Raw genomic sequence first — 9,292 nt, forward strand, 5'->3', positions numbered from 1 at the left:
TGATCGCCGCTGTCGGGCTGGCTTCCTTGCCAGCCAACTCCCGTACCGCGACGAACAGCACGTGATGGAGGCGGGCCTGCGCGAGGAATTTGGCCTCCGATGGAATCTCCACGGCAGGCTCCGGCCGCCGTGAAGGCAGGGAAGATGGGGAGGCGGTTAATGGCGGACGCTCTTCCGGGGGACGGGCTGCCGCCAACTTTTCCAACTTCTCGGTCCGGCGTGCCGACTTGTCCTCGACGTCATGGAGTTGTTCGGCGATGCGGTCGGCGGCGCGGCGGAACGGCCCCTGATGCCCGGTCGTGCGCCGTCTCCTGCTTGGGCCGCGATAATCGTCAACTGAAACGAAGGGCCGCTCGGGATCCAAGGCCGAGGTGAGCTTGCGCTGAACGGTCTGCATTGCCGTCGGCATGGCAATCACTTCATTGATGCCGGCTTCGCGGACATCGACGAGCTTTTGCGGCGTCCAGTCCCGACCGACGGTGACGATGGGCACGTTCCGGTTTGGCGACATCTTGCCCCAACGCACGGATTTGGCGACATCAAGGCATCCGCCTCCAGGGGGAAGGTCGTGTTGCATTATGATCAGATCGACGCCGGGTTTATGCTGGAAGGTCTGAAGCAAGGTGTCCGTATCCGAGACGTATTCGATGTCACGCAATTTCAGGGTAATCAGCAGTTCCCGAATGACCATGCGCAGTCCGGTGTCCGCGATGCCGACGATACTGGTGCATGCCGAAAGCGGCCTCATCCCCCGTCGCCCCCTCTGATCTTCAGCCGACACCAAAATGGGTGCCCTTGATCATCCAACCGAATGTCATCAGATCAGCTCCGGCGAGGGGGGAAATCATCCTGATTTCCGAGTTTGGACGCATGGCTCTTCCTGGCACTGACCCGGCATAGGGAACGTTCCCGCCGAATGGCGGTTGTCGAGGCCCTTGGCGCCGCTCAACTCTGCGGGGCGCCAAGACGGCTGTTGACCGCCCGTTCCACTCCCAGACTCCAGCCCGCGCCAATAAAAACAGCGAAAAGGTCAACAGCTTTTGGCACCGCAACTCTCTGAATTTCTTGCAACTTTAAAACCCGTACCGTTTGGCGGCAGTCAACAGCCTTCAGAGAAACAGGGCGGGAGAGAAGAGAAAATTGGTTAAGAATGCGCAGCAACAAGACCAGAAGGTCAACAGCTACTGGCCATAAACGGCGCAGAACCTTGGGCTTTCGCCCAAGGCTCTATGCGTCAGAGAATTTTTCATTTGTAATAAGTGGCGGAGGGGCGGAGCCTGGGGATGAACCTTCTCTTCTGAAATATCAAGCGGTTGCACGACTCTCAATGTCATGGACGCATCGCACCCGCCCCGGCGGCGATTTTCAGGCGGCTGATGGCCATTTCCAATTCGGCTGCGAGTTTGCGGCGTTGATCGGTGGCCTTGGTTTCCTTGAGGTGGCGCAGCGTGTTTTCGGCCTCGTTGAGTTCCTGCACCGCCGTCGATCCCGGCTGGGTGGCCAGTTGCAGTTTGGCGGTGGAGATTTCGGCGGCCTTCTCGGCTTCGTAGTTCCGATCGACGACGGTGGGCTGGGCCAGGGCCGGAGCGGCCAGCAACAGGATGGCCAGGACCAGGGATTTCAGCTTCATGGTGCTCTCCTTGTGGCGAGTCATGCGCCCCATTCGCGGATCAGGACGGCGGCGACGGCGCGCAGGGCGCGACCCAGGGCGGAACGGCGCTCGCCCTGCATGTGGACCTCGCCCCGCTGGGGCACGGGGGTTTCGCCAGCTTCGACCAGCAACAATCTTACACGATAGATGCTGCCATCGGGGATCAGGCTTTGCCTGTCGATACGGGCCGGGATCGTCCCCCCGAACGGAACCGCCAGTTCCGGTTCGGTCAAGGATCTGACTGCCATGCGGTCAATGGTGGCGATGGTGGCCGGGCGGGCGGTGCCTGCACTCTCGGGGATGAAGCTGGCCTTGGCACCGGTTTGGATGCGAGGCAGGTCCTCCTCGGTGACATAGGCTTCCAGCACGGCGCCCCGCCGCAAACCCAAGATGGGTTCCTTGCCGTTGATCCACTGGCCCGGCTGGAGGTTGGGGCTGAGATCGGTGACCACGCCATCCATGGAGGCGGTCAGGTCAAGGCGGCGGAGTTCCGACACCAGTCCGGCCTGTTCCGCCATGGCGGCTTCCAATTCCTTGGCGATGGATTGGGCGCGGCTGCGAAAGGTGTCGTCGATGCCCATGGAGGACAGTTCGTATTTCAGCACGCCGATACGTCGCCCCGTCTGCTCCAGACGAGCGGCCAGATCGGGGTTCTCCAGCCGGGCAAGATTGGTGCCGGCGCTAACGGCTTGCCCCTCGGTTGCCTCCAGCGCAGTCAGTATGGCGGGCGAGGGCGCGTAAAGCTGGACATGCTCGGCGGCCTTGAGGATCGCTGGCGCCGAAATCCGCCCGCTCCACGGCACCACTGCCAGCAGGATCAAACCAGCCAGCAGGCCAAAGGTGAGGCGCGAGTGGCGGCTGATCTTGATGCCGTCCCACCGCTTGGCCCATTCCGCCATTTCGGCGGCGATGGGCTTGACCACGAACCAGCCGATCTCGACCACGAACAGGAACACGCCGACGATCTTGATGAAGAAGTGATAGACCAGCGCGGCGATGCCGAGGAACAGGGTCAGGCGGTAGATCCACACCGCCCAGCCGAAGGCGATCAGCCCCAACCGGGTCCGGGACGGCAAGTGTTCCGGCACTGGTTCGCCCAGCCGAAAGAGAACCTCGCGCAGATGCCAGCGGGCCAGGGCAAAGCTGCGCGGATGCAAATTGGGGACATCCAATGCGTCCATGGCCAGGAAATAGCCGTCAAAGCGCATGAACGGCGACAGATTGATGGCCAGCGAGGAAATCCAGGTGGTGGCGGCGAGCGTAAAGGCCATGGCGCGCGCGGTGCCCTCGGGCAGCAGCCCCCAGGCCAGCGTCGCCCAGGCCGCCAGGGTCAGTTCGGCGATGATGCCGGCACCGCCCACCAGCAGCTTCTGGCGACGGTCGGTCAGCTTCCAGGCTTCGTTCACGTCGGTGTAAAGCATGGGCATCATCACCAGGAAGGCCACGCCCATGGTCGGCACCCGGCAACCGAACGACTTGGCGACCAAGGCGTGGCCCATCTCATGGATGATCTTGGCAACCCCCAGCGCGATGCCAAACGCCGCCAGACCAGTCAGGGAGAAATGATCGACGAAGGTGGTGGCGAAGGACTCCCACTGCGGGGAACCAAGATGCCAGCGTGACAGTACTTCGAAGGCGGCCCAGGTCAGGCGGTAGAACTGATTGCGCAGTGGATCGTGAAGTGTCCAGGTGGGGGCACCGTCGGGAGCGGAAGCCCCCGGATGCAATGTCAATTCGTCCCGCAATTGGGGCAACGCCATATCGCCGACGGCCATCGCCCCCATCATGATCAGACCCCTACGAACTGGCGAATGGTGCCCAGCGGACGGCGGAACAGCCACCACACCAGGGGCACGGTGCCGCCGTCGATTCGCGCGGTGCCCTTGAGACCAAGGCGGGGCTTGGCCTCGCCCTCGGCCAGGGTGGCCCGCACTCGATGGGCGATGCTGGCGTCGGGCCGGACAGTGGAATCATAGGCCACCGTTCTCACCACCGCATGGACCGGCGAGAGCGGATTGGTATTGAGGAACAGGGTCAGTTTGCCCCCCGGCCTGACCTCACCCACATCGGCGGCCGAGGCCCAGGCCTCGATCTCGGTATCGGTCTCGTCGGTGACCACCATCACCTTTTCGCCCACCACCACCGGCTTGCCGATCCAGTCCGAGGCGTCGTCAAACACCGCGATGCCGGCCTTGGGTGATTTGACGCCGATGCGGGCCAACTGGCTTTCCAGAAGGCGGGTCTCGGCGGCCTTCTCCTCGGTCCTTCCGGCCAGAATGGCGATCTGGGCTTTGGCCTTGGGGTCGAACACCATGGCCTGGGCGGCCTGGCGGTATTCGGCTTCCGCCGTCGCCTGCTGCTGACGCGCCACTTCCAGCTTGCCCGAGAGCATGGTGGCGTCCAGATCGAACAAGGGCTGGCCTTCGCTCACCGTCTCGTTGGGCTTGACCCGGATACGGTCGATCACCCCGTCCAGCCATATCGTCTGTCTGGAATGCGGCGACCATCAGAAGATGCTGAACCGGCATCTCCTGACCGGCCATAGTACCGCATTGAAAGGCCGGACACATGATCGCTCTCGTTGCTTTCGTCAGGCTGAAACACCTTGCGTTCAGGGGGCCGTCCACACATTGTGGCAGGTGCTCGATGGGCTGGGAGCGCGGGCACGGCTGTCTTGGACTCAGGGGGGAAAAGCACCACGACACTGCCCCAACGGGCGCCGGGGAGAAGCTTTTTCCTGATGTCGTCGCTGGCGTTATGATTGTTTCAGCCGGTCCGCGTCCAAGCCTATCATCTCGTGCAGATGGTCGTTGATCAGCGTTTTTGTCCCGCCCAAGAGCAGACTGCGGCCCGTTCGCCCATCTCGTCGCCGATCCGGTGCGGGCAGCAGCGGATCAAATATCTTCGGACATCGCCATGGCACTCGGCGTCACAATGCCCGCAGCTTCCGAACCAGCACAGATGGTCGCTGCAGAATAGCTCTCCCTCCCAGCGGCCGCCATCACCACCTTCAGCACCGCGTCCGACTTCATCATCAAGACGACCAGATGAAAGCCGCTGGGGACCGATCTTCCTGCAAGCCAGTTCTTGATGGCGCGGTCGCTGGCTTCCGTCCAGCGACCGATAATTTTCACAATTGATCGACGGCCCTTCAATTCGCGTCGCAATGCGACCGCCAAAGCCCGTGCAAATTCAGCTTCTGCCGAATTGTCAACTCCTGAAAGGGGCACAATTGTGCCCTTTTCCAGCCGAGACATCGGCAGCCTCCATCCGTATGGTTGAAGTAGTCGTCTGCCGAGAAGTCACGGGCGACAAACAAGTTGAGATGGAGCCGAATTGCTTGGCTGAGAATAATCATCCATCGGATAGAGAAATATCGGAAGCTGCGCCATTGATCCGCGCCGCCGAATATGTGCGGATGTCGACGGAGCATCAGCAGTATTCAACCGAGAATCAGGGCGACGCCATTCGGGAATACGCCACCAAGCATGGCTTTGAAATCATCCAAACCTATGCCGATGAGGGCAAAAGCGGCCTGCGACTGGATGGCCGCAAGGGGCTGCAGCAACTCCTGCATGACGTCAAAACCGGTCAGGCGGACTTTGCGGCGGTGCTGGTCTACGACGTCAGCCGATGGGGACGATTTCAGAATCCCGACGAGGGTGCCTATTACGAGCTTTGCTGCGATATCGCGGGGATCAAGGTCCATTACTGCGCCGAGCAATTCGGAAATGACGGCAGCCCCTTCTCCCATATCATCAAGGCCTTAAAGCGGATGATGGCGGGAGAATATCCCCGAGAACTGTCGGTGAAGGTCTTCACTGGGCAAAGGCGACTGATCGGGCTGGGATACCGCCAGGGCGGCCCGGCAGGCTTCGGATTGCGCCGCCAGTTGATTGACCATACCGGCGCCGCCAAGAATGAATTGGTCCGCGGCGAGCAGAAAAGCATCCACACCGACCGTGTCGTGCTGGTCCCTGGGCCTGCGGAAGAAATCGAGGTCGTCGGCTGGATTTATCGGACGTTCGTGGAAGGGGGATGCCGCGAAGGTGAAATCGCTGCACTCCTCAATGGCCGTGGAATCCGCACCGATTTTGGCCGGCTCTGGAGCCGAGCCACGGTCCATCAGGTTCTCATCAATGAAAAGTATGTCGGCAATAACGTCTGGAACCGCCAGTCGTTCAAGCTGAAGCAAAAGCGGGTTGTCAATGGCCCGGATGATTGGGTTCGGGCTAATGGCGCATTCCAGCCGATCATCGACCTGTCCCTGTTCGATGCAGCCCAAGCCATTATCCAGAAGCGCTCCATCCGCCTCTCCGACGAAGAAATGCTGGCCGACCTCAACACCCTGCTCCAGCAGCGGGGAAGCCTTTCCGGCATGATCATCGACGAGTGCGAAAACATGCCGTCGAGTGGCGCTTTCCGCAGCCGATTTGGCAGCCTGACACGCGCCTATGTCCTGATCGGCTACCGGCCCGAGCGGGATTACCTCAATCTGGAAATCAATCGCTACCTGCGCGACTTGCATCCCCGGATCGTTGCCGAGACCATGGCTCGCATCCGTGACATCGGTGGAACGATTGAGCTTGACCCCGCAACCGACCTGATGACGGTCAACGGAGAATTCACGGCATCTCTGGTGCTGAGCCGCTGCCAGGAAACCCCAGCTGGGGCACGGCGGTGGGTGATCCGCTTCGATACCGCCCTCCGCTCCGATATTACTGTCGCGGTCCGCATGGATTCCAATAACGAAACCGCGCTCGATTACTACCTGCTCCCCGCCCTGGACATGACCATGGCCCGCATGCGCTTGGCCGAACGCAATGCCGCCGGGCTTGACGCCTATCGCCACGACACCCTCGACGCACTCGACGGCTTGGCCCGGCGCGTCAGCCTTAAGGAGCTTGCCTGATGCCCCCCATTCATCATTTGGCCGGGCCTGGAAAAATCCGTTCCATTCCCATCGACCGCATTCGCATCCCGAACCCGCGCAGCCGGGCGAAGAAGGTCTTCGCCGATATCGTCGAGAACATCGCCAGGGTTGGGTTGAAGCGCCCCATCACGGTCACTCTGGCCGAGGAAGATGGCGATGGCCCGACTTACCTCCTCGTTTGCGGCCAAGGGCGGATCGAAGCCTTCCAGGCATTGGGGGAAACGGAGATCCCGGCCTCGGTCGTCACGGCCTCGGAAGCAGACCTCTATCTGATGAGCCTGGTCGAGAATCTGGCGCGCCGCCAACATTCCAGCCGGGATCTGCTGCATGCGGTGCGCGTTCTGGATGAGCGAGGGTATACCGCGTCCAAGATCGGCAAAAAGATCGGCCTGGATAGCGGCTACATCTACGGCATCCTCACCCTGCTGAAGGCGGGTGAAACCCGACTGATCAACGCCGTCGAACAGGGCTGGCTGCCGATCTATATCGCGACAGAGATTGCCAAGGCCGGAGATCAGGACGTTCAGAGCGAACTGTTAAATGCCTATGAGGACGGGAGTCTGCGCGGCGAGCAATTCATGCGGGTTCGCAAATTGATCGATACCCGCCGTGCCTTGGGCAAAGGATATGGGCGGGCAGACAATAAAGTCCCAAAGGAACTCACCGCCAAGAGGCTGGTGCAAACCTATCAGACCGAGGTTCGGCGGCAGACATTGATGGTGAAGAAGGCCGAGGCCAGCGAGCAACGACTGATGTTCGTGCTGAGCGCGCTGCGAAAGCTGCTGGCCGATGACCATTTCCGCACGCTGCTGAGGGCCGAGGGCATCAATGACATGCCCAAGACTCTGGCCGACCGGCTGCCCACCGAGATACGGCCATGAGCGGGGTCAGCAGCGGTTTTGAGGGGGAGACCATACTCCTGGCCCTCGATCGCATCCTGCCCACCCGCCAAATCAGCGTGAACGTGCGCCAAACCCCAAAATACCGCACCATTCTCGCGTCGATCCACGAAGTCGGTATCATCGAACCGTTGGCGGTCCACCCCGAAAAATCCGAGGCGGGCAACGATGGCCTTTACGTACTGCTCGATGGTCATCTGCGATTGGAGGCATTGAAGGAACTGGGCGGTACGGAAGCTGTTTGCCTTGTCTCCACGGATGACGAGGGCTTCACCTATAACAAGCGGATCAACCGTCTATCTGCCGTGCAAGAACACAAGATGATCATCAGGGCCATCGAGAAGGGGCTGGCCCCGGAACGTATCGCCCAAGCATTAAACGTAAATGTGGAGAGAATCCGTCAACGCCAACGTCTACTCGTGGGCATTGCCCCCGAAGTGGTGGAAATGTTGAAGGACCGCTTGGTCGGGCAAAAGATTTTTGCATTCCTGCGTAGGATGAAGCCCATGCGCCAGATCGCGGCGGCCGGAATGATGATCTCGGCCAACCACTGTACCGAAAACTATGCCCGCATGATTCTGGCGACATCCAAACCCGAGGATCTGGTCGAACCCGCCAAGGTTAAACCCACCAGAGGCGTGGCTCCTGCAGACATGGCCCGGATGGAACGGGAGATGGAGAAGCTTCAGCGGGACTACCGGCTGATCGAAGATAATTACGGCGAAACCATGCTGACCCTGGTGGTGGCAAAGGGATTTATGGGCAAACTGCTGGCCAATCCCGAAATTGCGGCACATCTGGACAAGCACCACGGTGATTTGGCGGTCGAATTGCGGAGGGTGGTCGAAACCACGAGCGAAGAGACCCCTAGCGCGGCTGAAATATAGCTTTTCAGGGTATGGGGACCCGGACCCTTGAAGCGCGGGGACCACAGGAGACGCCGTCGCGATAGGCGGATCAAGCGTGGCGGTGGGGATGATGGCGATCCCATTCGGAGCCCACCACTGGCCTGCCTCATCGCAGGCCATAAACACGAAAAGCGGCCGACCAGGGTTTCTCCCGGTCGGCCGCGTCGTGTGCAATCCGATCTGATCTATTTGCCGATAGGCGGCGCCTGCGCCAGCAAGTTTCGGGTCTGCTCGGAATCCGCCGAACCACCGAACTCGAAGTCGAAGGCGGTGGCGAACTTGCCGGCCAGCAGGGTCACCACCGAAATGATGCAGCCGCCGACGGCGGTGTTGCCGTCAACCTGGCCGAACACCATGAAGCCGATGCCGCCGATGATGCCCATGCCGGCGGTGACCAGCAGCACGTTGGCGCGGGTGTTGCTGCGCCCAGACTTGATGAACTCGCTGTCGCGGGCGCGGGCATTCTGACGGTCGGCCAGGGTGGCGGTGAGCGTGGTGAGCGCGCCGGCCATCTGCTGCATCCGCTCCTCGTGGGCGAAAGTTTGTGCCTGGGAGCGCAGTTGGAACACCAGATTGGGATCGGCCAGCACTTCGCGGGCCTTGTCGGGATCGTCGGTGCCGGTGATGGCGCGGACGGTATCGGCCAGCTTGCCCACCGCCTTCTCGGCATCGTCGCCGAACAGGCTGGGCAGCCCGCCAGGCGGCGCCGAAGCGGCGGAACACGTCCGCGACCTCCAGTCCCCCGGCCATGGCCGCCATCTCAGGCCGGCGGCACTACCATCAGGTCGAGGCCGTCGAGCGGGCTGGCCGTCCTGGCGATCATCGCGGTGGACACCTGGGTGTAGCGGGCCGTGGTCGACAGATTGCTGTGGCCGAGCAGCACCTGAATGATGCGGATGTC

Annotated in this window: 9 protein-coding genes; 3 read left to right on the plus strand and 6 right to left on the minus strand. The window is 61.4% G+C overall.

Annotation, left to right across the window (positions count from 1 at the left end; all coding sequences use genetic code 11):
• From A6A05_RS19325 to A6A05_RS19345, 5 genes are all read right to left on the minus strand, one after another.
• Positions 1–748: response regulator (locus A6A05_RS19325; RefSeq protein ID WP_483807288.1), on the minus strand; the 748-nt coding region annotated here is incomplete at its 3' end.
• Between the two features lie 582 nt (positions 749–1,330).
• Complete coding sequence (locus tag A6A05_RS19330; protein WP_156521162.1) at positions 1,331–1,630, minus strand: hypothetical protein; 300 nt, start codon at positions 1,628–1,630, stop codon at positions 1,331–1,333.
• Positions 1,631–1,650: 20 nt separating this feature from the next.
• Positions 1,651–3,438, minus strand: a complete 1,788-nt coding sequence (locus A6A05_RS19335) for a site-2 protease family protein (RefSeq protein ID WP_245644388.1) — start codon at positions 3,436–3,438, stop codon at positions 1,651–1,653.
• 2 nt (positions 3,439–3,440) lie between these two features.
• A complete protein-coding gene (locus tag A6A05_RS19340) occupies positions 3,441–4,118 on the minus strand; it encodes an efflux RND transporter periplasmic adaptor subunit (protein WP_245644389.1) in 678 nt (225 codons plus the stop codon).
• A 427-nt stretch (positions 4,119–4,545) separates the two neighbouring features.
• The gene (locus A6A05_RS19345) at positions 4,546–4,908 is read right to left on the minus strand and encodes an XRE family transcriptional regulator (protein ID WP_156521163.1); all 363 of its coding nucleotides are present in this window, start codon (positions 4,906–4,908) and stop codon (positions 4,546–4,548) included.
• Positions 4,909–4,991: 83 nt separating this feature from the next.
• Here A6A05_RS19345 and A6A05_RS19350 point away from each other — a divergent pair, with 83 nt between their 5' ends.
• Genes A6A05_RS19350 through A6A05_RS19360 form a run of 3 tightly spaced genes read left to right on the plus strand, consistent with a single transcriptional unit; the run spans position 4,992 to position 8,370 of the window.
• The gene (locus A6A05_RS19350) at positions 4,992–6,563 is read left to right on the plus strand and encodes a recombinase family protein (protein ID WP_281193822.1); all 1,572 of its coding nucleotides are present in this window, start codon (positions 4,992–4,994) and stop codon (positions 6,561–6,563) included.
• On the plus strand, positions 6,563–7,465 hold the full coding sequence (locus A6A05_RS19355) for a plasmid partitioning protein RepB C-terminal domain-containing protein (protein ID WP_068504757.1): 903 nt from the start codon (positions 6,563–6,565) through the stop codon (positions 7,463–7,465). Before A6A05_RS19350 ends, A6A05_RS19355 begins: the two co-directional genes overlap by 1 nt.
• Positions 7,462–8,370, plus strand: coding sequence for a plasmid partitioning protein RepB C-terminal domain-containing protein (locus tag A6A05_RS19360; RefSeq protein WP_068504759.1), 909 nt, complete (start codon positions 7,462–7,464; stop codon positions 8,368–8,370). Before A6A05_RS19355 ends, A6A05_RS19360 begins: the two co-directional genes overlap by 4 nt.
• Before the next feature lie 206 nt (positions 8,371–8,576).
• Here A6A05_RS19360 and A6A05_RS19365 read toward each other — a convergent pair whose 3' ends face one another.
• Positions 8,577–9,047 (minus strand): hypothetical protein, encoded by a 471-nt coding sequence (locus tag A6A05_RS19365; protein ID WP_245644390.1) that lies wholly within the window; start codon positions 9,045–9,047, stop codon positions 8,577–8,579.
• Between the last annotated feature and the right edge of the window lie 245 nt (positions 9,048–9,292).

The organism is Magnetospirillum moscoviense, from assembly GCF_001650635.1.
Taxonomy (GTDB): Bacteria; Pseudomonadota; Alphaproteobacteria; order Rhodospirillales; family Magnetospirillaceae; genus Magnetospirillum; species Magnetospirillum moscoviense.

Excerpts from the sequence above, each read along its gene's own strand:
- A6A05_RS19330 (WP_156521162.1), bottom strand. The coding sequence starts at position 1,630 with ATGAAGCTGAAATCCCTGGTCCTGGCCATCCTGTTGCTGGCCGCTCCG.
- A6A05_RS19335 (WP_245644388.1), bottom strand. The coding sequence starts at position 3,438 with ATGATGGGGGCGATGGCCGTCGGCGATATGGCGTTGCCCCAATTGCGG.
- A6A05_RS19345 (WP_156521163.1), bottom strand. The coding sequence starts at position 4,908 with ATGTCTCGGCTGGAAAAGGGCACAATTGTGCCCCTTTCAGGAGTTGAC.
- A6A05_RS19355 (WP_068504757.1), top strand. The coding sequence starts at position 6,563 with ATGCCCCCCATTCATCATTTGGCCGGGCCTGGAAAAATCCGTTCCATT.
- A6A05_RS19360 (WP_068504759.1), top strand. The coding sequence starts at position 7,462 with ATGAGCGGGGTCAGCAGCGGTTTTGAGGGGGAGACCATACTCCTGGCC.